The sequence below is a fragment of the Schauerella aestuarii genome, assembly GCF_009866805.1.
In the GTDB taxonomy this organism is placed as follows: Bacteria; Pseudomonadota; Gammaproteobacteria; order Burkholderiales; family Burkholderiaceae_B; genus Schauerella; species Schauerella aestuarii.
In genome coordinates, this window is the sequence record NZ_SIZW01000042.1 from 212,367 (window position 1) to 236,514 (window position 24,148).

Sequence of the window (24,148 nt, forward strand, 5' to 3'; positions counted from 1 at the left end):
TCATGTTTTGCACTATTATGGTGCTTAAGCACTGTTTCAGGCAGGGTAGCACCTCGACAAAAGTTGGCACACATATTGCTTTTGACCCCCTGTGCCAATCGAGAGGCGGTGCCCTCGACCTTTTTTTGGAGATGACATGGCAAGCCCGAAAGACGTTTTAAAGCAGATCGCTGAGCAAGAAGTCAAATTCGTTGACTTCCGTTTTACCGATACCGCCGGTCGCGAACACCACATTTCGGTGCCGACCACCGCCGTTGACGAAGACAAGCTCGAAAGCGGCCAAGCATTCGACGGCTCGTCGATTCCCGGCTGGAAGGGTATCGAAGCGTCCGACATGCTGCTCGTACCCGATCTGGATACCGCGAAGCTGGATCCGTTCCGCGAAGAAGCGACGATGATCATGACTTGCGACGTCGTGGAACCGTCGGATCTGAAGGGCTATGACCGCGACCCCCGTTCGCTGGCCAAGCGCGCCGAAGCTTATTTGAAGTCCTCCGGCCTGGGCGACACCGCCTATTTCGGTCCGGAACCCGAATTTTTCGTGTTTGACGGCGTGACCTGGGGCACCGACATGTCCGGCACGTTCGTCAAGATCAAGTCCGAAGAAGGCAGCTGGTCCAGCGCGCTGGAATTCGAAGGCGGCAACCTGGGTCACCGCCCGGGCGTGAAGGGCGGCTACTTCCCCGTGCCCCCGGTCGATTCGTTCCAGGATATGCGTTCGGAAATGTGCCTGTTGCTCGAAGAGCTGGGCGTGCCCGTCGAAGTGCATCACCACGAAGTGGCCAACGCCGGCCAGCTCGAAATCGGCACCAAGTTCAGCACGCTGGTTCAGCGCGCCGACTGGAACCAGATCATGAAGTACGTGATTCACAACGTGGCTCACGTGTACGGCAAGACGGCCACGTTCATGCCCAAGCCCATCGTTGGCGACAACGGTTCGGGCATGCACGTGCACCAGTCGATCTGGAAAGACGGTCAAAACCTGTTTGCGGGCAACGGCTACGCCGGCCTGTCCGAGTTCGCACTGCATTACATCGGCGGCATCATCAAGCACGCCCGTGCACTGAACGCGATCACGAACCCCGGCACCAACTCGTACAAGCGTCTGGTTCCGCACTTCGAAGCCCCGGTCAAGCTGGCTTATTCGGCCCGCAACCGTTCCGCCTCGATCCGCATTCCTTACGTGGCCAACGCCAAGGCACGCCGTATCGAAACGCGCTTCCCGGATCCCCTGGCCAACCCGTACCTGGCTTTCTCGGCCCTGATGATGGCCGGTCTGGACGGTGTCCAGAACAAGATCAATCCGGGCGATCCCGCCGACAAGAACCTCTACGATCTGCCGCCCGAAGAAGACGCGAAGATTCCGACGGTTTGCGCCTCGCTGGACGAAGCCCTGGACGCGCTGGACAAGGATCGCGAGTTCCTGACCCGCGGTGGCGTGTTCAGCAACGACATGATCGATGCCTATATCGACCTCAAGATGCAGGAAGTCACGCGCTTGCGCATGACGACCCATCCGGTCGAATTCGACATGTACTACAGCCTGTAATTTCGGCTTGAAGGGGCGGGCTCGCGACGGGCTCGCCGTGTCGCTATCCCGCCCCGGTTTTACTTATGAATGTAGACGCCCTCGACCTTCTCGCCACCGCTGTTTTACTGCTGAACGAACAAGGTCAGGTCGATCATGTGAATGCAGCAGCCGAAGATCTTTTTGGCCGCTCTCGCAAGCAGATGTGCGGACAGCCCGCCTCAGGCCTGTTCGATAACCCCCAGGAATTAGCGTCGTCCATCGAACGCGCCGCCCGTGGCGCCGTGGCCGATGTGCGTCAATCGTCGACCTTGCGTCGCGGTACCGATCCAATCGAAGTGTCGGTGACCACCGTGTCGCTTTCGGGCCAGAAATGGCCGGTATTGATCGAGACCCGTGAAATCGAGCAACGGCTTCTGGCCGACCGTAATCACCGCCTCGTCGAAGAGATCGAAACCCATCGTCAGTTGCTGCGCAACCTGGCGCATGAGGTGAAAAACCCCCTGGGTGGATTGCGCGGTGCGGCGCAATTGCTGGAAGCCGAACTGCCCAACGCCAGCCTGACCGAATACACGCAGGTCATCATTTCCGAAGCCGATCGCCTGCAGGCATTGGTGGACCGTTTGATCGGTCCACAACGTGTGCCGCTCAATGCGCGGCCGGTGAATATTCACGAGATCTGCGAGCGCGTGTGCGCGCTGATTCAAGCCGAGTTTCGTAGCGATGTGCGCCTGGTGCGCGACTACGATGCGTCTGTGCCCGACGTGCCGGGCGACGCCGCGCGCTTGATGCAGGCGGTGCTGAACGTCGCGCGCAATGCCGCGCAGGAACTCGTGCTGTTGCGCCGGCCCGGTGAAGAAAGCGCGGGCGTGGTCACGTTCCGCACGCGTGTCGCGCGCCAGATGATGCTGGCGCACCGCCGCCACCGCCTGGCGCTCGTCTTGTCCATCATCGATAACGGACCGGGCGTGCCCGAAGATATCCGCGATCGACTCTTTCATCCCCTTGTCACCGGCCGTGCCGGCGGCACCGGCTTGGGCCTGAGCCTGGCCCAGGATTTTGTCCAGCAGCACGGCGGCATCATCGAATTCGATTCCCGTCCCGGGCATACCGAATTTCGCCTGGTGCTTCCGATGGAGACCGCATGAAACCCGTTTGGATCGTCGACGACGATCAGGCCATCCGTTGGGTGCTCGAGAAGGCGCTGGCTCGCGCCGGCGTCACGACGCGGAGCTTTTCGCAAGCTCAGGATGTGCTCGATGCGTTGCAAACCGACATGCCCGCCACACTGGTGTCCGATATCCGCATGCCTGGCGGAAGCGGTCTGGATCTGCTGCGGCAGTTGAAAGAGCGCCACCCGGCATTGCCGGTCATCGTGATGACCGCCTTTGCGGATCTGGATAGCACCGTATCCGCCTTTCAGGGCGGTGCATTCGACTACCTGGCCAAGCCCTTCGACGTCAATGAGGCCGTGGCGCTGATCCAGCGTGCGGTCCAGGAATCGGCAGCACCGGAAACCGAACGCGCCGATCCCGAAGCGGCCGAGTCCGAACGCTGGATGATGACGCAGTCGTCCAGCACGGCGATGCAGGAAGTCTTCCGGGCAATCGGGCGCTTGGCACAGTCGAAAGTGACGGTGTTGATCACCGGCGAATCGGGTACCGGCAAGGAACTTGTGGCGCGTGCCTTGCACGGCCATGGCGCCCGCCATACCGGGCCGTTTGTGGCGCTGAACGCCGCCGCCATCCCGCGCGATCTGCTGGAAGCCGAGCTGTTCGGTCACGAGCGCGGTGCCTTCACCGGTGCCAATACGTTGCGCCGCGGGCGTTTCGAAGAAGCGCATGGCGGCACGCTCTTTCTGGACGAGATCGGCGATATGCCGATCGAGTTGCAGACGCGCTTGCTGCGCGTGCTGGCAGAGGGCAATTTCTATCGCGTGGGCGGTGCCCAACCGGTGCGTGTGGATGTGCGCATCGTGGCTGCCACCCACCAGCCGCTGGAGCAACGGGTGGAGCAGGGGCTCTTTCGCGAGGACTTGTTCCATCGCTTGAATGTGATTCGCCTGCGCTTGCCGCCATTGCGCGAACGCACCGAGGACATTCCCTCGCTTGCGCAGCACTTTCTCACGCAAAGCGCGCGATCGCTTGGCGTGCCGGTGAAGCGTCTGACCAATGAGGCGATGGTGGCCTTGAGCGGTTTCGAGTTTCCGGGCAACGTGCGCCAACTCGAAAATTTCTGTCATTGGTTGACCGTCATGGCGGCGGGGCAGATCGTCGAACCTGCCGACCTGCCACCGGAGATCCGGGTGGGCGGTCACGCGCCGATCGAAACCACCATCCGCAATGCGCCGGCTACGATGGCGGCGCAGGAGCATTGGCACGAGGGCCTGTTGCGCGATGCGCAACATCGCCTGGATCGCGGCGAGCCGGCCATCATGGCAACCTTGACGCGACAATTCGAGCGCATTTTGCTGCAAAGCGCGTTGGACGCCAGCCGCGGCCGCCGGGTGGAAGCCGCGACGCGCCTGGGCATCGGTCGCAATACGATCACGCGCAAATTGCGCGAGCTGGGTATCGAGGACGAGTAGGCATCAAGGCGGCGTCTCGGGCTGCTGCGGCAAACGGCCGCGCAGCTCGCCCAGCATCGCGGCGCGCAGACGCGGCGCAGTCAACTGCTTCAACCACCATTTCAACGCTTCGCCACGTGCGGTCTTGTTCCACGCGACCACCAGGTTTTCCGGCAGTGGATGACCGGATTCGGTCTCACGTGCCAGCAGCAGCCCTTGTGCGAGATAGGGCGCGGCCAATGCATGCGGTACATAGCCGCACCCCAATCCCCTGATCTGCGCATCGATCTTCGCCTGCATGGTGGGCATGATCAGCATGTCCTGACTTTGCAGCAATCCGCGCGTCTGCGGCGCGATATAGCGTGACGTGTCGCCCACGACGATGGCGCAATGGGCCTGGACGGCCGCTTTGCTCAAGGGCTCGGCGGCTTGCGCCAGCGGGTGGTGGGGTGCCACGCAAAACACAAACGGCGAGATGCCCAGAGGCTGCGTGCGATAGTCGCCGGTAGCCGCCATGCCGGCGTCCGCCCCGATCACGATATCGGCCCGGCCCGAGGTCAGCGCATCCCAGTTGCCGCTCAGCACCTCCACCGAGAAGCGCAAACGGGTGCCGCACTTCAGGGCGTGAAAGTCGTCGATCAGGGTGTAGAGCGGTTGCCAATCCAGCACGGCGCTTACGGCGATGCGCAATTCGGCTTCCCAGCCCGTGGCCACGCGCTGTACCCGCCGCGTCAAGGCATCCATGGCCTCCAGGATATGGCGCCCATCCTGCAGCAGGGCGTCGCCGGCCGGCGTGAGTCGCGCCCGATGGCCGCTGCGATCGAAAAGCAGTACGTCCAGGCTTTCCTCCAGACGGCGCACCGAGTAAGTGATGGCCGAGGGCACACGGTCGAGCTCGCGTGCTGCCTTGGCAAAGCTCCCATGACGAGCAATCGCATCGATGATCAGCAGCAGGTCGGGCGTGAGGGCATTCATGGAAGCATTCGCAGGATGAGGGTGCAGGGTCGGTTAAGGGCACGCCGCCCGAGCGCGGCGGTTGTTCCTGCCGGCTCGTAGCGTATTGCCAGTCGTTCAAATAAATTGAATGATGTCGTGAAATGCATTGTGCTGCAAGCGGGGCGTGGAAGCCCACAATCTCATACATGAGTTGCGCAGATCACATCGAGAAGCGCCAAACGTTGAGCCAAGGAGTTTCACCATGATTACCCTCCGTCGCAGTGAAGAACGCGGTCACGCCAACCATGGTTGGCTCGATAGCTTTCATACCTTTTCGTTCGCTAACTACCACGATGCCAATCACATGGGTTTCGGTCCGCTGCGCGTGATCAACGACGACCGCATCGCTGCCGGCCGCGGCTTCGGCAAGCATGGGCACCGCGACATGGAAATCATCACCTACGTGCTCGATGGCGCGGTCGCGCACGAAGACAGCATGGGCAATGGCTCGACCATCCGCCCGGGCGATATTCAACGCATGAGCGCCGGCCGCGGCGTGATGCATTCGGAATTCAACCCGCAGCCGGATGCCGGTACGCATCTGCTGCAGATCTGGATTGAACCGGATGTCACCAACATCGAGCCTGAGTACGAAGAAAAGCGATTTCCGGAAGTCGAGAAGCGTGGCCGCTTCCGCCTGGTGGCGTCGCCTGACGGCGCCGAGGGTTCGGCCCGCATCCATCAGAATGCCCAGTTTTATGTGGGTCTTTTCGATGGCGATGAGTCGGCGACCTACACGCTGGCCGCAGGCCGCCGCGCCTGGTTGCATGTCGCGCGCGGTGAAGTGTCGGTAAACGGTCAGGCCTTGGGCCCGGGCGATGCCGCGGCGATCGAAGATGCCGATATGGTTACGCTCTCGGACGGCCGTCAGGCAGAAGTGCTGTTGTTCGACCTGCCGTGAGGCTTGGGCCGCCGACGCGCGATCGCGTCATGCGGCCTGCTACTCGCCCGGTGCCACGACGCGCCCACGCTGCAAAGCCTGGGCGCGTTGTTCTGCCAGATGTTCGCGGCGCACGAACTGCGCAACGAACGCATCGACGGGATGATGATGCAGGTTGTACGGCGTATCCCACTGCACCACATGGCCGTTCTGCATGACGCCGATGCGATCCGCGATGGCAAACGCCTCGGCCTGGTTGTGGGTGACCAAAATGGCCGTGTGACCGGTCGCCTTCAGAATGTCGCGCACTTCGAACGCCAGTCGTTCGCGCGTGTCCACATCAAGATTGGAAAACGGTTCATCCAGCAGCAGCAGGTCCGGCTCGGGCGCCAGGGCGCGCGCCAACGCCACGCGTTGCTGCTGACCGCCCGACAATTCATGCGGATAGTGGGTGGCCGACGCGCCCAACCCCACCATGTCGAGCAATGTGCCAACGCGCGCGCGGCGTGCGTCGCGCGTCAGTTTGCGAAGCCCGAATCCCACGTTCTCCGCGACGGTGAGATGGGGAAAGAGGGCGTAGTCCTGGAACATCATGCCCACGCGCCGGGTTTCGGGCGGGCGATGCACGTAGGCCGAGGAAAGCACTTGGCCGTCGAGCGAGATATCGCCGCTGCGCACCGGTTCGAAGCCGGCGATCGCGCGCAGGATCGTGGTCTTGCCGCAGCCCGATGCGCCCAGCAGGCAACCGATGTGGCCGCTATCCAGGCTGAGCGTGATGTCGTCGACGACGGTGCGCAGCCCTTGCGGCGTGTCGTAGGCGAGCGTGAGATGTGTGAGATCGAGTTGAGCGGACATGCGTGTCAACGGCCTATTTTCAATTGCGTGCGCGCCAGCAGCACCACGGGCAGCAGGCCGGCGAGCACGATGATCAGCGCGGCTACCGCGCCTTCTTCGTATGTGCCTCGCGCCGCTTCGGCATACAACCACGTGGCCAGGGTGTCGAAGTTCATCGGGCGCAACAGCAGCGTGGCGGGCAACTCTTTCATGGCATCCACAAACACCAGCAACGCGCCTGTGGCAAGTGCCGGCCGTAATAGTGGCAGATGCACGCGCCATAGCGTACGCCCGGGGGGCTCGCCCAACAATCGTGAGGCTTGTTCGAGCGATGCCGGAATGCGGGCAAGGCCGGCTTCGATGGCGCCGGTGGAGATCGCCAGGAATCGCATGGTGTAGGCAATCACCAGGGCGAGCGAAGAGCCCATCAAGAACAGGCCCGTGGTGCCGAAGGTGGCGGCCAACGCACGATCGAACAGCGTCAACGGCGCGAGCAGTCCGATCGCGAGCACCGTACCCGGCAAGGCATAGCCCAGGCTCGCCACGCGCGCCATCAGGCGGCCCGGTTGCGCGCGTGCGCTTTCACGCAACTGCCGGCCCGCCCAGGCAACGATCAGCCCCGCGATCAACGTGACCACGGTCGCCACCAGGGCGAGCGTGAGCGTGTTGCGCGTGCTGGCCAGCAACTGCGCCGAGACGCCGCCGACGAGGTGCAGCCGTTTGCCGGTCTCGACCATGAGATACACGGCCGGCGCCACGAAGCCCAGCACCACTGGAATCCAGCCCAGCACGATGGCGCCGAAGGCGGCCGCGCCGCGCAGACGGCGAGGCTGCATGGGCCGCATCCGTTGCGTGTTCGCATAACGTTGCCGACGCCGGCCGTGGCGTTCGAACAGAATGAGCGCCACCACGATGATGAGCATCGAGAGCGCGATTTGTGCCGCGCCCGCGAGATCGCTGCGCGTGACCCAGGTGGTGTAGACGGATACGGTCAGCGTTTGTACACCCAGGAATTCGGAGGCGCCGATATCGTTGAGCGTTTCGAGCAGCGCCAGGCTGACGCCCACGGCGACCGCCGGGCGTGCCAACGGCAGCATCACGCGAAAGAACACACCAAACCTGCCGTGGCCCAGCGTGCGCGCGGCCTCCAGCAGATTGGCCGCCTGCGTCATGAACATCATGCGTGTGCTGAGGTACACATAGGGATAGAGCACCACGCCGAGCACAAAAATGGCGCCGGGCAGGGCGCGCAAATCCGGCAGGCGGAATTGCCTTGGGCTGTCGTAGCCCAGTACGGCGCGCAAGGCGGTCTGGATGGGGCCGATCGGGTGCAGCAGATCCAGGTAAGCGAAGGCGACGATGTAGGTAGGCACGGCCAGCGGCAGCAGCAATGCCCAGGTGAGTACCCGCTTGCTGGGGAAGTCGAACGCCGTCACCAGCCACGCGCTGCCGGTGCCGAGCAGCGTGACCACCACGCCCACGCCTGCCAGCAATGCCAGCGTGTTGAGTGCGGCGTCGGGCAGGACGAAACGGGCCAGATGCAGCCAGTGCGCAAGACTTTCGGTGCCGCCCAAGGCGGCGTAAGCCAGGGCAATCACCGGCAGCGCCACCAACAAGGCGATTGCGCCGGCGGCCAGCAGCCAGCCCCAACCGCCCTCGGCGCGATGCGTGAGAGACCAGCGACGGGAAGAGGGAAGAAGCGCCATGGGGGATGAATGCGAAAAGGCGGCCGGGGGGCCGCCTTACTACTGCGACCTCACGCCGGCTTAGTTGTCGAAGCCGACCTTATCGACCAGTTCGCTGGCTTGTTTGCGGTGCTTGGCGATCTCGGTCACCGAGAGCGGATCGATCTTCAACTCGCCGAAGCTGGCGACCACCGGATCCAGCTTGATGCCGCGGCGAACCGGGTACTCGTAATTGGCCTGGGCATAGAGCGCCTGGGCAGGTTCGGAGACCAGATACTCGAGCAGCTTGACCGCGCCTTCCTTATGCGGAGCATGCTTGGCTACCGCCGCACCACTGATGTTCACATGCGTGCCGCCGCTTTTTTCATTGGCGAACGTGGGGCGGATCACCTTGATCGCATCGCCCCATTTACGCGCATCGGTGCCGGGTTCGGCGTTCTTCATTTGACCGACGTAATACGCGTTGGCCAGACCGATATCGCAAATGCCGCCCAGAATATCGCGGGCCACGTCGCGATCGCCGCCGGTTGCCTTGCGGCCCAGATTGGCCTTGACGTCGCGCAACCACTTTTCGGTTTTCTCGGCGCCGTCGTGCGCAATCATCGCAGCGATCAATGCGGTGTTGTAAGGATGTTGACCGGCGCGGATGCACACCTTGCCTTTCCATTTCGGATCGGCCAGCGATTCATAGGTGAAGCTGGTGAGCGGCAAATCCTTCTCGACGTACAGCACGCGATCGCGCAGCGACAGCGCAAACCATTGGCCATCGGTGCCGCGCAGGTTGGCGGGGATTACGGATTCGAGCGTCTTCGAGCTGACGGGCTGGGTGACGCCGCCTGCCACCAGATCGAGCAGGTTGCCCACGTCCACCGTCATCAACACGTCGGCAGGCGACTGCGCACCTTCGGCTTTGACACGTTCAAGCAGCCCGTCCTTGACGAAAACGGTGTTGACCTTCACACCGCTTTCCTTGGTATACGCATCCAGCAGCGGCTGAATCAGCTTGGGCTCGCGGGTGGTGTAGAGGCTGACCTCTTCGGCCGCCATGGCCGGCGCCATCGATACCAGACCGCCGGCCAAAGCCAGCGCACTCAACAAGGGACGAAGAAAAGGGCGCGATTGCATCAGGCGGTCTCCAAGCAGGCTATCGGTAACGTAAATGATTATCAACAGAGACGCGGACGATACTGGATTGCTGCGGGCTTTTCAACTTATTGTCAGGCGGGCAGAGGCGCTGAGATCCCGCCAAGCGCTGATGGGTCGGAGCATCGGCGGCGATTGCGAGGCGGCCTGTCGGCCATTGCGGCACGTCATCGAGGCGTGTTGCCGTTATAAAACAACAGGTTATCGCTACCTTTGTCGACGATGGCTGACGCATTCCTGTCCATTTTTCGGCACCCGAGGTATCCCGCAGGCCGCGCCGCGTATGGCGATCCGGCCCATCCGGCCCGACAGACCGCGTCGCTTATGCCTTGCGGCAATATGCATATGAGAAAAACATCCCTAGGTATCGTCGGACAATGAGAATTGCTATCAATGGATCGGGTAAAATCGACTCATCCTAAATTGACTGAACACCATGGCTGCCTTCAACACCGAGCGCGTACTGAGCGTGCACCACTGGAACGACACCTTGTTTTCCTTCAAGACGACGCGCGACTCTGCGCTGCGTTTCCATAACGGTCATTTCGTCATGATCGGGTTGGAAGTGGAAGGCAAGCCGTTGCTGCGTGCGTACAGTATCGCCAGCGCCAACTACGAAGAAAATCTCGAATTCCTCAGCATCAAGGTGCAGGACGGTCCGTTGACCTCGCGTCTGCAGCACTTGAAGGAAGGCGACACGATTCTGGTGAGCCGCAAGCCCGTCGGTACGCTGGTGGCAGATGATCTGCACCCGGGCAAACATCTCTACCTGTTCGGCACCGGCACCGGCCTGGCGCCGTTCATGAGCATCATCAAAGATCCCGATGTATATGAACGTTTCGACAAGATCGTATTGATGCACGGCGTGCGGTGGCAGAGTGAGCTGGCATATGCCGACTACATCGAAAACGAATTGCCCAACAACGAGTTCTTCGGCGATGTGGTGCGCAACAAGTTGATCTATTACCCGTCGGTCACCCGTGAAGCCTTCCGCAACCAGGGCCGCATCACGACGCTGGTCGAGAGCGGCAAGGTATTCGAGGATATCGGTTTGCCGCCGCTGAATCCGGAAACGGATCGCGCCATGATCTGCGGCAGCCCGCACATGCTGGCCGACATCAGTGCCATGCTCGATGCCCGCGGTTTTGAGGTTTCCAAGGGTGTGGGCCAGCCGGGTCACTACGTTGTCGAGCGCGCGTTCGTCGACAAGTAAATCGGTCGCGCCCGGCGAGGCGAGTCCGCGCAGGGTGGGGCGCCAACAGGCGCATCGCCCAGGTCAAAAAGCACGCTGGCCCGATCATTCGGCAGCGTGCTTTTTTCATGGGCGCTCGGTGAGCGATCGATCGCCGGCTAATCGAGCCGTCAATCGACACACTTGGTGTGCATTACTCAGGCTGGATGCCTGCGCGCTTGATGATCTCGCCCCATTTCTTCGACTCGGCCAGCTGGAAGGTCTTCAGTTCTTCGGGCGTCGACGTTGCAGGCTCGGTACCGGTTTGCTTGTAGAACTGTTTGGCCGCCTGCTTTTCAGTCGCTTCCACCAGCAGTGCGTTCAAGCGTTTCGTGACCTCGGGAGGCGTACCGGCCGGCGCATACGCGGCAAACCAGTAGCCCATTTCGTATCCTGGTACGCCCGACTCGGCGATCGTGGGCACGTCCGGCGCCAATGGCGACCGCGCCGTGCCGGTCACACCCAGTGCCCGCAATTTGCCGGAATTGACTTGAGGCAGGCCGGTCGCCGCATCCGTGATCATCATCGAGATCTGGTTGCCCAGCAGATCGGTCAAGGCCAGGGGGTTGCTCTTGTACGGCACGTGCAGCAATTGAATGCCGGTCATCTGCTGCAGCAATTCGCCGGCGATGCGGCTGCTCGAGCTGCCGCTGCCGAAGCTCAGCTTGCCGGGGTCTTTCTTGGCGGCAGCCAGAAACTCACTGACCGTTTTGGCTGGGAAGGCGGGATTGACCACCATGATCTGGCCGCCTTTACCCAACAAGGTGAGGGGCTGAAAGTCTTTGACGGGATCGTAGGCCAGCGACTTGTACAAATGTTCGTTGGCCGCATGCGTGGTGTTGGTGGTGATCAGCACCGTATAGCCGTCGGGTTGCGCGCGCGCTGCGTTCTGCGCCCCGATCATGGCGCTGGCACCGGGCTTGTTTTCGATCACGACGGCTTGGCCGGCGGATTCACTTACTCCTTGGCCGATGGCCCGGGCGATCTGATCCGTTGCACTGCCGGCCGCGAAAGGCACGATGAACGTAATGGGTTTCGTGGGGAAATCGGCTGCAGCGGCGTGCGCGGCGGGCAGGGCAGCCAGTACCGCTGTTGCGCACAGCGTTTTCAAAAAGAATCGTGTCATGTTTGTCTCCGTCGTTGTTGTTGTGGGGTGCGTATTGAATCGAGAAGCTTGCAATCAGGAAGTAGGGAGGGGCTCGATATCCGGCAAGGTCGCGGCCAACGTCTCCGGCACCCGTACCGGCATATCCAGCAGCCAGAACGAGAGCCCCTTGCCGTGGGTATCGAGATTGAGCGCGTCGTTCACACCGCCATCGAGCACGCCCTCGAGAACGAGATTCATCGCATGCAGGCTCGGCACAAGATAACGCGTGACGCGCGAGGGCTGCCGCGCGCTGAACCACTCAGCCACCCGCGATTCCGTTACCGCGTCGACCAGAATCTCATAGCAGTCGGGACGCCAGGCAATCACACTCAGGTTTGAAATGTCGCCTTTGTCGCCGGTGCGGCTGTGCGCCAGCCGGTACAGCGGCACATCGATATAGGTCGCCGCGGTCATGTCGGAATGTCCTCCAGAAACGTCCAGGTGGCGGGCACCGCATCGCGGTCGATCGTGCACGACAGCATGTTCAGGCGCGGCCGCAAGGCCGTGCGCACGCCACCGCCGCCCGCCGGGCCGCAACAGTACAGGGCGGTGACTTCGCGCAATACCGTGTCGGCCAGGGTGCGATCGGTATGCGCCGCTGCCACACGCAGCCGCACGTCGCGGCTATCGCCCGGCACGCGCGCGTTCTGCAAGGCGCCGTCGTCATCGGCCAGAATGCTCAAGGCGCCAATCAGATCGATGCGCAGGCGCAAGCCGGGATCGAGACGTTTGCGAACGATATCGCCCGCGAGCCTGGCACGCGCCTCGGCTTGAATGCCGGCATAGGAGATCTCGGCTTCCGCCAGCCATCCGCCGCGGTGGCACACGTTGACCTTCAAGCTTTGCGGGCGAGGATGGCCATCGATGCCGCTCACGCGCACCCGGTCGGGTCCGATCTCTTCGATCACCGCCTGGCTCAGATCCGCAATCACATCGGGCGTCAGATAGCGGGCAGGATCGTGCACTTCGTAAAGCAATTGTTCCTTTGCGATGCGTGCATCCACCCGCCCACCGGTATGGGGCGGCTTGAAGATCTCGAATGTTCCGTCCTCATGCAGCGTGCACAGGGGGAAGCCGGTGTTCTCCAATCCAGGCACATCTTTCAACCCCGGGATGGCGAAGTAGCCGCCGGTGACCTGGGTGCCGCACTCCAGCAGGTGGCCGGCCATGGTGGCTTGACCCAGGCGGGGCCAGTTGTCGGCGGCCCAACCGAAATGCGCCATTGCAGGACCCACCGTCAATGAGGGGTCGGCCACGCGGCCGGCCACGACGATATCCGCGCCCGCCCGCAGGGCATCCGCGATCTGCTCGGCGCCGAGATAGGCATTGGCGCTGACGAGATCGATATCGTCGAACATCGGGCCGAAGGCCGCCCGCAGATGGGTGTATTGCTCCGGTGCCGTCAGGGTGTCGCCGGCCACGATCGCAATGCGCGGCGTGCGCAGGCCCTGTTCAGCTGCGAGCGCGGCGATCCGCCGGGCGGCACCCAGGGGATTGGCTTGTCCGAAGTTGCTCACGATACGCACACCGTGATCGAGACAGCGCTGCAGGATCGGCGCGACCAACGCGTCCAGCAGGGGCTCGTAGCCGCTCTCCGGATCGGCATTGCGCGCCAGTTGCGCCAGCGCCAGTGTGCGCTCGGCGAGCGTTTCAAAAATCAGGGTTCCGCCGCCCAGGGCGATCAAGGTATCGACCACGGCCGATGCGCCATCGGTGCGATCGCCCGAGAAGCCGCTGGCGCAGCCGATATGCATCGGCGGCTTGGAAACTTGCGAGGAAGAGGGCTGGCTCATGCGAGCAATGTAGGCGGCGTGCACTCATACGTAAAATAGAAAAATAAAATCAATTGATAGAGATAAGCCATGAATATCTCCACCCGGCAGTTGCGCGCCTTCGTGGCCTTGGCCGACGAAAAGCATTTCACGCGCGCCGCGCATCGCTGCCACCTCACCCAGCCGGCATTCAGCGCGCTGATCAAGGGATTGGAGGAAACGGCCGGTGCGCGGCTTTTCGATCGGAGTACCCGGCACGTCGCGCTCACCTCGGCCGGCGAGGTGCTCAACGGGGCCGCGCGGCGTCTGCTCGTGGATATGGAGTTGACGATGGCCGACCTTGACGACCACGTGGCCAAGCGGCGAGGGCGGGTCGCCATCGCCGCATTGCCCTCGCTGGCCGCAGGGTGGCTGCCGCCGATCCTGGCGCGCTTTACTGCTGCGCATCCAGGCATCGAACTGGCGCTCAACGATGCCTTGCTGGATGCGTGCCTGGATAGCGTGGTGCGGGGCGATAGCGACTTCGCGGTCGCGGCGCGCCGGGCCGACATGACGGATCTGGACAGCGACTTTTTGCATGCCGACCGCTTTTACGTCGTGTGCCGGACCGATCATCCGCTGGCGGCCAAGGCCCAGGTGCGTTTGAGCGACGTGGCGCAATGGCCCATGATCCAGATGGCACGGCACAGCAGCGTGCGGCAGCATCTCGATGCCGCAACGCAAGGCGTGGCGTTGCGGCCGGTTCTGGAAGTGGAGCATCTGGCGACGGTCACCGGGCTGGTGGCCGCCGGCATGGGCGTGAGCATCGTGCCCGCCATGACTCTGTTTCACTTCCGGCGTTCAACCCTGGCGATCGTGCCGCTGGTCGGCCGTGCATTGACGCGTTCGCTCTACCTGGTGAAACGCCGCGGGCGCACGTTGCCGCCGGCTGCCGACGCGCTCTATGCCATGCTGATGGCTGAACGTGCGAAGATCGCAGCGGATGCGCTTTCGTTATGAGCTATTGGTGTTTACACTCCGATAGCGACCTTTTCCTCCAAACAAGGACTGTTCATGAATAAACAAATCATCCATACCGATTCGGCGCCCGCGGCCGTGGGCCCGTACTCGCAGGCGGTCGCAGTCGTTCCCAACAAGACGGTGTACCTCTCCGGCCAGATCGGCCTGGAGCCGGGCACGGGTGAACTCGTCTCGGAGAACTTCGACGCGCAGGTGCGTCAGGCGTTCGCCAATATGCAGGCCGTGATCGAAGCCGCCGGCGGCACCTTGCATCAGGTCGTCAAGCTCACGCTTTTCCTCACGGATCTGAGCAAGTTCACCGCCGCCAACGCCATCATGGCCGAGCTGATTCCCGAGCCCTTCCCGGCACGTTCGACCATCGGCGTGGCCAGCCTGCCCAAGAACGCGCAGTTCGAGGTCGAGGCCATCCTGGCACTCTAGACCCGGCCAATGCCTTCCAAGCTGTCGATCTCGTGACCACTGCGACTGCGCCCCGTGCGGGTGGCCGGGGGGCGCCTGCCTCACGTCAGGCCAAACCGTCGGCCAAGCCGGCGCTCAGCGACGCCGCGCGCCGGTTCCAGCGCCTGGGCCTCTACGCGCCGCAGGATTTCGTTCTGCATTTGCCGCTGCGCTATGAGGACGAAACGCAGGTGGTGCCGATACGTACGCTGATCCCCGGGCGTTCGGCGCTGGTCGAAGGCGACATCATCCGGTCGGATGTGACGTATCGCCCGCGCAAGCAGCTCACGGCCGTCGTTGCGGACGACACGGGTGAGCTGCAATTGCGCTGGCTCAACTTCTATCCCAGTCAGCAAAAGCAGGTGGCGGTGGGCCGGCGCATCCGCGCGCGCGGTGAAATACGCGGCGGATTATTCGGCCGCGAGATCGTGCATCCGCGCATCACGGTGGCCGAGGGCGCGTTGCCCGAAGCGCTGACGCCCGTCTATCCCACCACAGATGGTCTTGCGCAGCCGGCGTTGCGGCGCGCGATCGCCCAGGCGCTCGCGTCCTGTGATCTCTCGGATACCTTGCCCGACGAGGTGCGCGACACCTACGCGCTCATGCCATTCGCCGAGGCGATCGGGTTTCTGCATGCGCCGCCGCCCGGTGTGGCCGAATACACGCTTACCGCCCACGATCATCCTGCATGGCGCCGCATCAAGTTCGACGAGCTGCTCGCGCAGCAACTGTCGCTGGCGGCTGCCCGGGCAGCCCGCCGGCTCAAATCGGCAGATCCGCTGCCTGCACCGCGCGGCAGGAAAAGCCTCGTGGCGCAGTTGCTCGCCGCCTTGCCGTTTGCGCTCACCGCGGCGCAAGAGCGCGTGGTGGCCGAGATCGCGCACGACCTGGGCCGCGCCTATCCCATGCATCGGTTGCTGCAAGGCGACGTGGGCAGCGGCAAAACGGTGGTGGCGGCATTGGCCGCCGCGCAGGCGATCCAGAACGATGCGCAAGCGGCCTTGATGGCCCCCACGGAAATCCTTGCCGAGCAGCACTACGTCAAACTCTCGGGTTGGCTCACGCCGCTGGGTGTGAAGGTCGCCTGGTTGAGCGGCAGTCTCAGCGCGCGCGTGAAGCGGGAAACGGCCGCTGCCGTGGCCGCGGGCGAGGTGCATCTGCTGGTGGGTACGCAGGCCGTGATTCAAGACACCGTCACCTTCGCGCGCCTGGGGTTGGCGATCGTCGACGAGCAGCATCGCTTCGGCGTCGGCCAGCGGCTGTCGCTGACCAAGAAGGGCGAACGCGAGGATCGCATCGCCATTCCACATCAGCTCAATATGAGCGCCACCCCCATCCCGCGCACGTTGGCGATGACGTTTTTCGCCGATCTGGATGTATCTGTGATCGACACGCTACCGCCGGGCCGCACGCCGGTGATCACCAAGCTCGTCAACGATGCACGCCGCGAGGAAGTCATTGCGCGCATTGCCATGGGCGTGCGCGAAGGACGCCAGGCCTATTGGGTGTGCCCGCTGGTGGAAGAAAGCGAAGCGCTCGAATTGCAGACGGCGGTAGATACGTTCGACACGCTGAGCGCCGAGTTGCCCGATGTGCGGGTGGGCCTGGTGCACGGTCGCCTGTCGTCCAGCGAAAAGGCGGCCGTGATGAACGCCTTTCGTGCCGGCGAAGTGGATGTATTGGTGGCGACCACCGTGATCGAAGTGGGCGTGGATGTGCCCAATGCGGCGCTCATGGTGATCGAGCATGCCGAACGCTTCGGCCTGGCGCAGCTGCATCAGTTGCGCGGCCGGGTCGGGCGCGGTACCGCCCAATCGGTGTGCGTCTTGATGTATGCGTCGCCGTTGTCGCAGGTTGCTCGCGAGCGCTTGCGCGCGATGTTCGAAACGGGCGATGGCTTCGAAATCGCCCGGCGCGATCTCGAACTGCGCGGCCCTGGAGAGTTTTTGGGCAAGCGGCAATCCGGCGTGGCGCTGTTGCGCTTTGCCGACCTCAATACCGACACCGAAATTGCCGAGGCCGCGCGCGAAGCCGCCGGCCATATGCGTGCCCATCATCCTGCCGCCGTCGACGCCCATCTAGCGCGCTGGATGCGTGGGCGAGAAGATTTTTTGCGAACCTGATCCTTTGGACTAGTCATGACGTTGACCGAACTCAAGTACATCGTTGCAGTCGCGCGCGAACGTCATTTCGGACGTGCGGCGGAAGCCTGTTTCGTCAGCCAGCCGACATTGTCGGTGGCAATCCGCAAGCTCGAGGACGAGCTGGGGGTCACCCTGTTCGAGCGTGGCGGGGTCGAGGTGGGGGTGACCCCGATCGGGCAGCGCATCGTCGCGCAAGCGCAGAAAGTGTTGGAAGAAAGCGCCAGCATCAAGGAAATCGCGCGCCAGGGCCATGACCCGCTGGCGGGGCCGTTGCGCGTGGGGGTGATCCATACGATCGGGCCATACTTGCTGCCGAAATTGGTTCCGCTGCAAATCTCACGCACGCCGCAGATGCCGTTGCTGTTGCAAGAGAATTTCACGCTGCGGCTGGTCGAATTGTTGCGCCAGGGCGAGATCGATTGCGCCATCATGGCATTGCCGTTACCCGAGGCGGGGCTGGTCACCCAGCCGCTTTACGATGAACCGTTCATCGTGGCCGTGCCGCATAGCCACCCGTTCGCGCAACGCAAGCTGATCGACGCGCACGATCTCAAGCAAGAGACGATGCTGTTGCTGGGGTCGGGTCATTGTTTTCGCGATCAGGTGCTGGAGGTCTGTCCGGAGCTGTCGCGTTTTTCGGCGGCAAGCGACGGTATCCAACGCACCTTCGAAGGGTCGTCGCTCGAGACCATCCGGCACATGGTGGCAGCCGGCATCGGCGTCACCGTGCTGCCGATCACGGCCGTGCCCGAGCACCCCGAAAACGACCGCCTGTTGAGCTACATCCCGTTCACGCCGCCGGCCTCGGAGCGCCGTGTGGTGCTGGCCTGGCGCCGCAGTTTCCCGCGCATGGCCGCCATCGAAGCGCTGTCGCAAGCGGTTTACAACTGTGGCCTGCAGGGCGTCAAGATGTTGCCGGAGGCAACGCCTTCGCACGTAGGCTGAATGCGTCACGCAGCAGTGGTATTCTTTTTGCATCGTCTTTAACCAACAGGGAGTTCGAATGTCCAAGAAACCGAATAAGAGCGGATCTGCTCCGCACGTCAACATCGGCATCAGCGATGACAATCGCGCAAAGATCGCCGGCGAGTTGTCGAAAGTGTTGGCCGACTCGTACACGCTGTATCTGATGACGCACAACTTCCATTGGAACGTCACCGGCCCGTTGTTCAACACCCTGCACGTGATGTTCATGGAGCAGTACACGGAAGAGTGGACGGCATTGGACGATATCGCCGAGCGTATCCGCGCCGTGGGCCACCATGCCCCGGGCACGTATCGCGAATACGCCAAGCTCTCGTCCATCTCCGAGCCGGAATCGGTGCCGGAAGCGCTTGAGATGGTGCGTTTGCTCGTCAAGGGCAACGAAGCCGTCGCGCAAACAGCCCGTGCCGCCGCTATCCATGCCGACGAAGCCAACGATCTGCCGACGGCCGACCTGTTGACGCGCCGCCTCGATGTGCATGAAAAGAATGCGTGGATGTTGCGCAGCCTGCTCGAGTAAACGGTCAACGCGCGTGTGGGCACCTCGATCGGTGCGCCGCGCCGTCGATCGCGAATCGTGCAATCGCCGGAATATCCGGCGATTTTTTTTGCCTGACGCGCCTGGCCGGGGGGCCAGGCCAGGATAGTGAGGGGAGGTGCCGCAGCAGCGTGCCGTCGGCCAGCAGCGCCGTGAGGCAAGTCTGGATGAATCAGTGCGTGTTAATCGCCGACAGCCCGTGCAGCGGGGCAATCCGGGGCGGGGGCGTGGTCACCCGCCACGCGCAACGGCGGCGCAGGGCGGTGAGCAGCTTCCAGCCTTGCGGCCAGTCGGCCAAGCCGGCCTCGGCATTGAGGTGCCCGCCTTCCGGAACCACCACGAAACGGCTTCCCCAGGCATCGGCAAACTCGCGTGCGCGCGGCAGGGTGCAATAAGGATCGTTGTCGCTTGCCACCACCACACTTTGAAACGGCAGGGGTTGACGCGCGATCGGAATGAAATCGCGCAGGCATTCTGGCGCGTTGACGCGTTCGACGTCGGCGGGGGCCACCAGCAAGGCGCCGGCGATTTTCTGGCGCAGTGCCGTGGGCACGGCCGCGCTGGTGACGCATCCCAGGCTGTGTGCGATCAGCAGCACCGGACACGTGGCCGCGTCGATCGCGGCCGATAGCGTGCCGACCCATTCGTTCCGGGTGGGGTGGTCCCAGTCTTTCTGGTCCACGCGCACTGCGTGTGGCAACACCTGCTGCCAACGGCTTTGCCAGTGGTCGGGACCGGAATTCTTCCAGCCTGGAACGATGATGGGTTGGAATCGCATGAACGTCATCATCCCCCGCGTCCGGTATGAAAACAACGACGTTTTGCACGTTTGTTTATACCGCTTTCGATATAAGAGATTGGGGTAATCCCCGAAGCCGATTCGGACGTTTGCCCGGCAAATGCGGCCTGCCCTCAGGTATGCTCGACGCCTGCGACGATCCAGGAGACGCTCGCAGCGCATGCCCCGCGACACGATTGCGCCGGACTGCGGCCTCACCCATAACAAGGAGTCAACCATGAATATGTCCATCCGCAAGCTTTCCCGTCTGGCCCCGATGGCCGCCATGCTCAGTCTGACCGCCGGTCTGGCGATCGGTGGTGCTGCACATGCCGATACGATCAAGATCGGGGTCGTCGGTCCCACCACCGGCCCCCTGACGCAATACGGTCTGATGGTGCGCGAAGGCATCGATACCGCCGTCGAACGCATCAACGCCACGGGTGGCGTCATGGGTAAAACGCTTGAAACAGTTGTGATCGACGATGGCTGCGAGCCCAAGCAGGGGCCGGTCGCGGCCAACCGCGTGGTCAACAGCAAAATCGGTTTCGTGGTGGGCCATGTGTGCTCGGGCGCGACGATCGCTGCCGCCGATATCTACAACAACGAAGGCGTGGTGATGGTGACCCCGGCCGCTACCGCACCTGCGCTCACCGATGGCAAGCGCTACGATTTCATTTTCCGCACGATCGGCCGCGACGACCAGCAGGGTCCTGCCGCCGCCAAGTTCATCCTGGAAGTGGCCAAGCCCAAGACGGTTGCGGTACTGCACGACAAGCAGTCGTATGGCCAAGGCGTCGCGACCTCGGTGCGTGACACGCTCGAGAAAGCGGGTACCAAGGTCGCCATGTTCGAAGGCATCAACGCCGGTGACAGCGACTTCTCGGCCGTCATCACCAAGCTCAAGAGCGCCGGCGCGGATTTTGTCTATTACGGCGGTTACCACCCCGAGATGGGTCTGCTGCTGCGCCAAGCCTCGGAGCAAGGCTTGAAGGCCAAGTTCATGGGCCCTGAAGGCGTGGGCAATCCGGACATCAACGCGATTGCCGGTGCCGCCGTCGAAGGCATGCTGCTCACCTTGCCGGCCGACTTCTCGCAAAATCCGGCCAATGCCGAGATCGTGAAGGCGTTCGAAGCCAAGAAGCGCAATGCTTCCGGCGCATTCCAGTTGTCGGCCTATGCCGCCACGCAAGTCATCGCCGATGCCATCAAGGGTGCCAAGAGCACCGATGCCGATGCGGTGGCGAAGTACATGCATGCCAACACCTTCGATACCCCGATCGGCAAGGCATCGTGGAACAAGCAGGGCGACTTGAACAACTTCGAGTTCGATGTGTTCACGTGGCACAAGGACGGCAGCAAGACCGTCGCCAAGTAAGGTAACGCCGGCGCACGCATCGGTAGTGCCGGCCCGGCACTGCAAAAAAATAGACCCGCACCAAGGCGGGTCTATTCACATCGGAAGCAGGCCTTCCCATGGAAGGCAGCCGTTCAGGTGCCTTCGACGCGACGGCCGGTGTCGGCCTCGAACCAATGCAGCGGATGACGGCCGTCTGGGCCGATCTCGATCGTGTCGCCAGTGCTGATCGCCGACTCGGCCAGTTGGCGGGTCGCGCAGCGCACCACCAATTGGGTGCTGCCGTAACGCGCATGCACCAGTTGCTCCGAACCCAGGGTTTCGACCATCTCGACTTCAGCGCGCACGCCGCGTCCACCCAGTACCAGATGCTCGGGGCGCATGCCGACGACGATCTTGCGGCCGCGTACCGCTTGCGGCACCACGGTGGGAGGAATATCCAGCGAAATGCCGTCCACGCTCTTCATCGTGCCGTCGCCGCTCACCTCGACGGTGGCCAGGTTCATCGGCGGCGAGCCGATGAAGCTGGCAACGAAGGTGGAAGCAGGCTTCTCGAACACTTCCATCGGCGTACCGATCTGTTCGGGCACGCCCAGGTTCATGACGATCATGCGATCGGCCAAGGTCATGGCTTCGACCTGATCGTGCGTCACGTACAGGCTGGTGGTGCTCAAACGGCGATGCAGCTTGATGATCTCCAGGCGCATGGCCACGCGCAGCTTGGCGTCCAGGTTCGAGAGCGGCTCATCGAACAGGAACACCTTGGGTTCGCGCACGATGGCACGGCCCATGGCCACACGCTGGCGTTGACCGCCCGACAACTGGCGCGGACGCCGGTCGAGGAGGGCGGAGAGTTCGAGGATCTGCGCGGCGGCATCCACCCGCGTCTTGATCTCGGCCTTCGAGAACTTGCGGATCTTCAGGCCGTAGGCCATGTTCTCGAACACGCTCATGTGCGGATACAGCGCGTAGTTCTGAAACACCATCGCGATGTCGCGCTCGCCAGGTTCGAGCGTATTGACGACCTTGTCGTCGATCAGGATTTCACCGCCGGTCACCGATTCGAGACCGGCGACCATGCGCATCAGCGTCGACTTGCCGCAGCCCGAGGGCCCGACGATAACGATGAACTCGCCATCGGCGACTTCCATGTTGATGCCATGGATGACTTTGATGTCGCCGGCGTAGGTTTTGGTGAGCGAGCGAAAGCTTAGGGTTGCCATAGATGTTCTTGAATTTTGGGAGAAGCTTACTTCTCGGTATCGACCAGGCCCTTGACGAACCATTTCTGCATCAGGATCACGACCAGCGCGGGCGGCAGCATCGCCAGCATGGCGGTCGCCATGGTGAGATTCCACTCGGTCACGCTATCGCCACCGCTGATCATGCGTTTGATGCCGATCACCACGGGATACATATCTTCCTGCGTGGTGACGAGCAGCGGCCACAGATACTGGTTCCAGCCGTAGATGAATTGAATGACGAAGAGCGCGGCGATGCTGGTCTTGGACAACGGCAGCAGCACGTCGCGGAGAAAGCGCAGCGCGCCCGCGCCATCGATGCGTGCCGCTTCGACGAGTTCATCCGGCACCGTCAGGAAGAACTGCCGGAACAGGAAGGTCGCCGTGGCCGACGCAATCAACGGCAACGTCAAACCCGCGTAGCTGTTGAGCATGCCGAGATCGGCCACCACCTTGTACGTGGGCGCGATACGGACTTCCACCGGCAACATCAACGTGACGAAGATCATCCAGAAGAAGAACATGCGGAACGGAAAGCGGAAGTACACGACCGCAAACGCCGACAGCATCGAGATCACGATCTTGCCGATCGCGATCGCCAACGCCATGATCAGGCTGACGGTCATCATCCGGAACACCGGCGGCGCGGCGCCCGCGCCTTCGGTGCCGCCGAACAGCACCCGCGTGTAGTTGTCGATGAAGTGCGAGCCGGGGATCAACGACATCGGCGCGCTGGCGACTTCCTGCGCGGTTTGAGTGGACGCCACGAATGTGACGTAAAGGGGGAAAGCGACGATCACGATGCCCAGGATCAGAATGGCGTGGGCAAAGAAATCGAGCCAGGGGCGGCGTTCAACCATGACGGCAAACCTCGGTAGACATCAGTAATTCACCTTGCGGTCGATATATCGGAATTGAATGGCAGTCAGGGCCACGACGATGATCATCAGAATCACCGACTGTGCGGCCGACGAACCCAGGTCCAATCCGCGGAAACCGTCGCTGTACACCTTGTAGACCAGGATGCTGGTCGACGTGCCCGGACCGCCCTGGGTGGTCGTATCGATCACGGCGAAGGTATCGAAGAAGGCGTAGATGATGTTGACCACGAGCAGGAAGAACGTCGTGGGCGACAGCAACGGAAATACGATGGACCAGAAGCGGCGGGTGGGCGATGCGCCATCGATCGCAGCCGCTTCGATGAGCGATTTCGGAATCGACTGCAAACCGGCCAGGAAAAAGAGGAAGTTGTACGAGACCTGTTTCCACACGGACGCCACGACCACCAGCGCCAGCGCCTGATCGCCGTCCAGCCGGGGATTCCAGGCCACACCCACGTCGCGCAGATACACGGCCATGATGCCCACCGACGGCGAGAACAGGAACAGCCACAGCACGCCGACCACGGCGGGCGCGACGGCATAGGGCCAGATCAACAAGGTCTTGTAGACGTTCGCGGCGCGGATCACGCGGTTGGCCATCACGGCCAGCAGCAGCGACACCGTCAAGCCCAATACGGCAACGAGAATGGAGAACACGGCCGTCGTGCGAAACGACAGCAGATAAGTGGGCTGGTTGAACAACTCTTTGAAGTTATCCAGGCCGACGAATTGCGACGAGAGCCCGAAGGCATCTTCCAGACGCATCGACTGCCACATGGCCTGACCGGCCGGCCAGAAAAAGAAAACGACCGTGACGATCAACTGCGGCGCAAGCAGCAGATAAGGCAGAGCCTTGTTTCCGAAAACGACGCGCTTTTCCATAATGCTCTAAAAACAATAGAGCCCGACGCGGACACGCGCCGGGCGTTCATGACGGCGCGCGGGGAGGGCGGCCATACTGACTGGCCACTGCCCGCGCTCCGGG

General features: G+C 62.6%; 22 protein-coding genes. 11 read left to right on the forward strand and 11 right to left on the reverse strand.

Annotation, left to right across the window (positions count from 1 at the left end; all coding sequences use genetic code 11):
* The first annotated feature begins 136 nt into the window (after nt 1–136).
* From glnA to ntrC, 3 genes are all read left to right on the forward strand, one after another.
* On the forward strand, nt 137–1,549 hold the full coding sequence (gene glnA, locus EYW45_RS16065) for a type I glutamate--ammonia ligase (RefSeq protein ID WP_161136447.1): 1,413 nt from the start codon (nt 137–139) through the stop codon (nt 1,547–1,549).
* Nucleotides 1,550–1,614: 65 nt separating this feature from the next.
* A complete protein-coding gene (gene glnL / locus EYW45_RS16070) occupies nt 1,615–2,676 on the forward strand; it encodes a nitrogen regulation protein NR(II) (protein ID WP_161136448.1) in 1,062 nt (353 codons plus the stop codon).
* Nucleotides 2,673–4,115, forward strand: a complete 1,443-nt coding sequence (ntrC, locus tag EYW45_RS16075; protein ID WP_161136449.1) for a nitrogen regulation protein NR(I) — start codon at nt 2,673–2,675, stop codon at nt 4,113–4,115. Before glnL ends, ntrC begins: the two co-directional genes overlap by 4 nt.
* 3 nt (nt 4,116–4,118) lie before the next feature.
* Here ntrC and EYW45_RS16080 read toward each other — a convergent pair whose 3' ends face one another.
* Nucleotides 4,119–5,069 carry a LysR family transcriptional regulator gene (locus EYW45_RS16080; RefSeq protein ID WP_161136450.1) on the reverse strand — a complete coding sequence of 317 codons (951 nt, stop codon included), beginning with the start codon at nt 5,067–5,069 and terminating at the stop codon, nt 4,119–4,121.
* Between the two features lie 223 nt (nt 5,070–5,292).
* On the opposite strand from EYW45_RS16080, the gene EYW45_RS16085 reads away from it, so the two are divergent.
* Entirely contained in the window at nt 5,293–5,991 is a 699-nt protein-coding gene (locus EYW45_RS16085) for a pirin family protein (protein WP_161136451.1), read from the forward strand.
* A gap of 39 nt (nt 5,992–6,030) precedes the next feature.
* Here the strand turns inward: EYW45_RS16085 and EYW45_RS16090 are convergent, their stop codons facing one another.
* Genes EYW45_RS16090 through EYW45_RS16100 form a run of 3 tightly spaced genes read right to left on the reverse strand, consistent with a single transcriptional unit; the run spans nt 6,031 to nt 9,614 of the window.
* Complete coding sequence (locus tag EYW45_RS16090; RefSeq protein WP_161136452.1) at nt 6,031–6,825, reverse strand: ABC transporter ATP-binding protein; 795 nt, start codon at nt 6,823–6,825, stop codon at nt 6,031–6,033.
* A 5-nt stretch (nt 6,826–6,830) separates the two neighbouring features.
* Nucleotides 6,831–8,510 carry an ABC transporter permease gene (locus tag EYW45_RS16095; protein ID WP_161136453.1) on the reverse strand — a complete coding sequence of 560 codons (1,680 nt, stop codon included), beginning with the start codon at nt 8,508–8,510 and terminating at the stop codon, nt 6,831–6,833.
* A 60-nt stretch (nt 8,511–8,570) separates the two neighbouring features.
* Complete coding sequence (locus EYW45_RS16100) at nt 8,571–9,614, reverse strand: Fe(3+) ABC transporter substrate-binding protein (RefSeq protein WP_161136454.1); 1,044 nt, start codon at nt 9,612–9,614, stop codon at nt 8,571–8,573.
* Nucleotides 9,615–10,068: 454 nt separating this feature from the next.
* Here EYW45_RS16100 and EYW45_RS16105 point away from each other — a divergent pair, with 454 nt between their 5' ends.
* Complete coding sequence (locus EYW45_RS16105; RefSeq protein ID WP_161136455.1) at nt 10,069–10,845, forward strand: ferredoxin--NADP reductase; 777 nt, start codon at nt 10,069–10,071, stop codon at nt 10,843–10,845.
* Nucleotides 10,846–11,017: 172 nt separating this feature from the next.
* On the opposite strand, the gene EYW45_RS16110 is transcribed toward EYW45_RS16105, so the two are convergent.
* The 3 genes from EYW45_RS16110 to EYW45_RS16120 are packed head-to-tail and all read right to left on the reverse strand — an operon-like array spanning nt 11,018 to nt 13,803.
* Nucleotides 11,018–11,989, reverse strand: coding sequence for a Bug family tripartite tricarboxylate transporter substrate binding protein (locus tag EYW45_RS16110; RefSeq protein ID WP_161136456.1), 972 nt, complete (start codon nt 11,987–11,989; stop codon nt 11,018–11,020).
* Nucleotides 11,990–12,043: 54 nt separating this feature from the next.
* Complete coding sequence (locus tag EYW45_RS16115) at nt 12,044–12,424, reverse strand: AtuA-related protein (RefSeq protein WP_161136457.1); 381 nt, start codon at nt 12,422–12,424, stop codon at nt 12,044–12,046.
* The gene (locus EYW45_RS16120) at nt 12,421–13,803 is read right to left on the reverse strand and encodes an acyclic terpene utilization AtuA family protein (protein ID WP_161136458.1); all 1,383 of its coding nucleotides are present in this window, start codon (nt 13,801–13,803) and stop codon (nt 12,421–12,423) included. The genes EYW45_RS16115 and EYW45_RS16120 overlap by 4 nt, the downstream gene beginning before the upstream one ends.
* A gap of 69 nt (nt 13,804–13,872) precedes the next feature.
* Between EYW45_RS16120 and EYW45_RS16125 the strand changes: the two genes are divergently transcribed.
* Genes EYW45_RS16125 through EYW45_RS16145 form a run of 5 tightly spaced genes read left to right on the forward strand, consistent with a single transcriptional unit; the run spans nt 13,873 to nt 18,888 of the window.
* Nucleotides 13,873–14,781 (forward strand): LysR family transcriptional regulator, encoded by a 909-nt coding sequence (locus EYW45_RS16125; protein ID WP_161136459.1) that lies wholly within the window; start codon nt 13,873–13,875, stop codon nt 14,779–14,781.
* Between the two features lie 54 nt (nt 14,782–14,835).
* Nucleotides 14,836–15,222, forward strand: a complete 387-nt coding sequence (locus EYW45_RS16130) for a Rid family detoxifying hydrolase (RefSeq protein ID WP_161136460.1) — start codon at nt 14,836–14,838, stop codon at nt 15,220–15,222.
* Nucleotides 15,223–15,254: 32 nt separating this feature from the next.
* Nucleotides 15,255–17,363: an ATP-dependent DNA helicase RecG gene (gene recG / locus EYW45_RS16135; protein WP_161136461.1), complete on the forward strand. Its 2,109-nt coding sequence runs from the start codon at nt 15,255–15,257 to the stop codon at nt 17,361–17,363.
* 15 nt (nt 17,364–17,378) lie between these two features.
* The gene (locus EYW45_RS16140) at nt 17,379–18,329 is read left to right on the forward strand and encodes a LysR substrate-binding domain-containing protein (protein ID WP_161136462.1); all 951 of its coding nucleotides are present in this window, start codon (nt 17,379–17,381) and stop codon (nt 18,327–18,329) included.
* A gap of 58 nt (nt 18,330–18,387) precedes the next feature.
* A complete protein-coding gene (locus tag EYW45_RS16145; protein WP_161136463.1) occupies nt 18,388–18,888 on the forward strand; it encodes a Dps family protein in 501 nt (166 codons plus the stop codon).
* 190 nt (nt 18,889–19,078) lie between these two features.
* On the opposite strand, the gene EYW45_RS16150 is transcribed toward EYW45_RS16145, so the two are convergent.
* Nucleotides 19,079–19,684, reverse strand: a complete 606-nt coding sequence (locus EYW45_RS16150) for an RBBP9/YdeN family alpha/beta hydrolase (RefSeq protein ID WP_161136464.1) — start codon at nt 19,682–19,684, stop codon at nt 19,079–19,081.
* Between the two features lie 244 nt (nt 19,685–19,928).
* Between EYW45_RS16150 and EYW45_RS16155 the strand changes: the two genes are divergently transcribed.
* Nucleotides 19,929–21,062 carry a branched-chain amino acid ABC transporter substrate-binding protein gene (locus EYW45_RS16155; protein ID WP_161137063.1) on the forward strand — a complete coding sequence of 378 codons (1,134 nt, stop codon included), beginning with the start codon at nt 19,929–19,931 and terminating at the stop codon, nt 21,060–21,062.
* Nucleotides 21,063–21,175: 113 nt separating this feature from the next.
* On the opposite strand, the gene EYW45_RS16160 is transcribed toward EYW45_RS16155, so the two are convergent.
* The 3 genes from EYW45_RS16160 to ugpA are packed head-to-tail and all read right to left on the reverse strand — an operon-like array spanning nt 21,176 to nt 24,045.
* Entirely contained in the window at nt 21,176–22,264 is a 1,089-nt protein-coding gene (locus EYW45_RS16160) for a sn-glycerol-3-phosphate import ATP-binding protein UgpC (RefSeq protein WP_161136465.1), read from the reverse strand.
* 26 nt (nt 22,265–22,290) lie between these two features.
* Nucleotides 22,291–23,142: a sn-glycerol-3-phosphate ABC transporter permease UgpE gene (ugpE, locus tag EYW45_RS16165; RefSeq protein ID WP_161136466.1), complete on the reverse strand. Its 852-nt coding sequence runs from the start codon at nt 23,140–23,142 to the stop codon at nt 22,291–22,293.
* Nucleotides 23,143–23,163: 21 nt separating this feature from the next.
* Nucleotides 23,164–24,045 carry a sn-glycerol-3-phosphate ABC transporter permease UgpA gene (gene ugpA, locus EYW45_RS16170; RefSeq protein ID WP_161136467.1) on the reverse strand — a complete coding sequence of 294 codons (882 nt, stop codon included), beginning with the start codon at nt 24,043–24,045 and terminating at the stop codon, nt 23,164–23,166.
* Between the last annotated feature and the right edge of the window lie 103 nt (nt 24,046–24,148).

Bases quoted from the DNA above. Each gene is read 5' to 3' on its own strand.
- glnA (WP_161136447.1), top strand. From the start codon at position 137: ATGGCAAGCCCGAAAGACGTTTTAAAGCAGATCGCTGAGCAAGAAGTC.
- glnL (WP_161136448.1), top strand. From the start codon at position 1,615: ATGAATGTAGACGCCCTCGACCTTCTCGCCACCGCTGTTTTACTGCTG.
- ntrC (WP_161136449.1), top strand. From the start codon at position 2,673: ATGAAACCCGTTTGGATCGTCGACGACGATCAGGCCATCCGTTGGGTG.
- EYW45_RS16080 (WP_161136450.1), bottom strand. From the start codon at position 5,069: ATGAATGCCCTCACGCCCGACCTGCTGCTGATCATCGATGCGATTGCT.
- EYW45_RS16085 (WP_161136451.1), top strand. From the start codon at position 5,293: ATGATTACCCTCCGTCGCAGTGAAGAACGCGGTCACGCCAACCATGGT.
- EYW45_RS16090 (WP_161136452.1), bottom strand. From the start codon at position 6,825: ATGTCCGCTCAACTCGATCTCACACATCTCACGCTCGCCTACGACACG.
- EYW45_RS16095 (WP_161136453.1), bottom strand. From the start codon at position 8,510: ATGGCGCTTCTTCCCTCTTCCCGTCGCTGGTCTCTCACGCATCGCGCC.
- EYW45_RS16100 (WP_161136454.1), bottom strand. From the start codon at position 9,614: ATGCAATCGCGCCCTTTTCTTCGTCCCTTGTTGAGTGCGCTGGCTTTG.
- EYW45_RS16105 (WP_161136455.1), top strand. From the start codon at position 10,069: ATGGCTGCCTTCAACACCGAGCGCGTACTGAGCGTGCACCACTGGAAC.
- EYW45_RS16110 (WP_161136456.1), bottom strand. From the start codon at position 11,989: ATGACACGATTCTTTTTGAAAACGCTGTGCGCAACAGCGGTACTGGCT.
- EYW45_RS16115 (WP_161136457.1), bottom strand. From the start codon at position 12,424: ATGACCGCGGCGACCTATATCGATGTGCCGCTGTACCGGCTGGCGCAC.
- EYW45_RS16120 (WP_161136458.1), bottom strand. From the start codon at position 13,803: ATGAGCCAGCCCTCTTCCTCGCAAGTTTCCAAGCCGCCGATGCATATC.
- EYW45_RS16125 (WP_161136459.1), top strand. From the start codon at position 13,873: ATGAATATCTCCACCCGGCAGTTGCGCGCCTTCGTGGCCTTGGCCGAC.
- EYW45_RS16130 (WP_161136460.1), top strand. From the start codon at position 14,836: ATGAATAAACAAATCATCCATACCGATTCGGCGCCCGCGGCCGTGGGC.
- EYW45_RS16140 (WP_161136462.1), top strand. From the start codon at position 17,379: ATGACGTTGACCGAACTCAAGTACATCGTTGCAGTCGCGCGCGAACGT.
- EYW45_RS16145 (WP_161136463.1), top strand. From the start codon at position 18,388: ATGTCCAAGAAACCGAATAAGAGCGGATCTGCTCCGCACGTCAACATC.
- EYW45_RS16150 (WP_161136464.1), bottom strand. From the start codon at position 19,684: ATGCGATTCCAACCCATCATCGTTCCAGGCTGGAAGAATTCCGGTCCC.
- EYW45_RS16155 (WP_161137063.1), top strand. From the start codon at position 19,929: ATGTCCATCCGCAAGCTTTCCCGTCTGGCCCCGATGGCCGCCATGCTC.
- EYW45_RS16160 (WP_161136465.1), bottom strand. From the start codon at position 22,264: ATGGCAACCCTAAGCTTTCGCTCGCTCACCAAAACCTACGCCGGCGAC.
- ugpE (WP_161136466.1), bottom strand. From the start codon at position 23,142: ATGGTTGAACGCCGCCCCTGGCTCGATTTCTTTGCCCACGCCATTCTG.
- ugpA (WP_161136467.1), bottom strand. From the start codon at position 24,045: ATGGAAAAGCGCGTCGTTTTCGGAAACAAGGCTCTGCCTTATCTGCTG.